3 protein-coding genes are annotated in these 1,273 nt (G+C 70.8%); all 3 read right to left on the bottom strand.

Features of this window, described 5'->3' with window-relative positions; translation table 11 throughout:
- Positions 1-91: 91 nt before the first annotated feature.
- The 3 genes from M0638_RS28300 to M0638_RS28310 are packed head-to-tail and all read right to left on the bottom strand — an operon-like array spanning position 92 to position 1,144.
- Positions 92-385 (bottom strand): hypothetical protein, encoded by a 294-nt coding sequence (locus tag M0638_RS28300; RefSeq protein ID WP_248670300.1) that lies wholly within the window; start codon positions 383-385, stop codon positions 92-94.
- 1 nt (position 386) lies between these two features.
- A complete protein-coding gene (locus M0638_RS28305; RefSeq protein WP_248670301.1) occupies positions 387-701 on the bottom strand; it encodes a hypothetical protein in 315 nt (104 codons plus the stop codon).
- Positions 698-1,144, bottom strand: coding sequence for a hypothetical protein (locus tag M0638_RS28310; protein WP_248670302.1), 447 nt, complete (start codon positions 1,142-1,144; stop codon positions 698-700). The genes M0638_RS28305 and M0638_RS28310 overlap by 4 nt, the downstream gene beginning before the upstream one ends.
- Positions 1,145-1,273 lie beyond the last annotated feature (129 nt).

The raw sequence follows: 1,273 nt of genomic DNA on the forward strand, positions 1-1,273 counted from the left end.
GACACGCCGAGGCGCGCGCCGATCTCGCGGGCGCTGAGCTTGCCCTCATGCCAGAGGCGCGCGGCCTCGGCTGTGCTCTCGTCGGTCCAGCTCACGACGCCGCCCTCCGCGCGCGCTGCCGATCCCGCCGGGCCAGCACGTCATTGCCCTTCGCGGTCGGGATGTACTCGTTCGCGCCCTCGCCCCAGGTCAGCAAGCCGTCGTTGACCATCCGCGAGATGACATACTCACGGTCGAGCCGGTCGCTCGGCGGCGCCGTGTCATCGAACAGGTCCGGCACGCCCGCCTCGCGGCGCTTCACGATCTCCGCGAAGCCGCCGCGCGCCTGGACGCCGCCCTCGGCGGCCTTCCGAAGCACCCGCTCCTGCGCCCTGGTGACGGCCATCTCACGCGCTCCTGTGCAGACGGAGGCCGAGGCCGTCGAGCCCGGCCATGAGCTGTGGCGCGACGCGCTCGGCGTCGGCGCGCGTCCAGCGCCCGGAGTTGACCAGCGACATGATGAGCTGGACCCGCGCCGCCTCGCCGGTCAGCGGCTTGACGACGGCGAGGCCGGCAGTGTCGAGGTCGGCGATCAGGTCGCGGGCGATCTCGTTGGCGCCGTCGTCTGGCAGGAACGGGTCACCCATGTCGTCCTGCGTGATTTCGCGTGCCGCACTGTTGGCGATGGAGCGGGCGATGGCGTCGCGGATCATGAGGGTCATCGGCTCACCACCCGAACAGGCGCTTGATCCGCGCCTCGGCCCAGGCATCCACTCTCTGCCACCACGCCGATCTGCTGATCGCCAGCCTGCGCAGCGCCAGCAGCGAACGGTGTTGCCATCTGCGCATAGGATGCCCTCATGGCGGCCTGCCGTGCGGCGAGCAGGGCCCGCTGCGCGTCCAGGCGGCGCATCTCTTGTTCGACCCACCGCTGCTCCGCGCACTGCGCTGCAAGCCATTCGTGGGCGGCGACGCTGCGGGCGCGCCGGTAGCGGAAGCTGAAGGCCCGCTCGAAGGTCAGGCCGATTTCGCGTGCGGCGCGGGCGAGCCCCGCCTTGATGTTCTCGCCGGGGCGAGGCTCGCCGATGCGGCACACCACGTCGTGCATGCGATCAAGGGTCGCTTCACAAGGCATTTGTCTGCCCTCGCAAGGGTCTTTCGACATCTCGCAACTGCTCCTGCGCATGCTGGTTGGCATGAGCGATGCCCCCAGCAACGAGACAGGAGAGACCCCGGACGGAGACGGCAGCCACGCCGTCTCCGCCGGCCTTGGACCGCTGCCGCGCGAGGCGGC

The organism is Roseomonas acroporae, from assembly GCF_023223525.1.
In the GTDB taxonomy this organism is placed as follows: Bacteria; Pseudomonadota; Alphaproteobacteria; order Acetobacterales; family Acetobacteraceae; genus Roseomonas_E; species Roseomonas_E acroporae.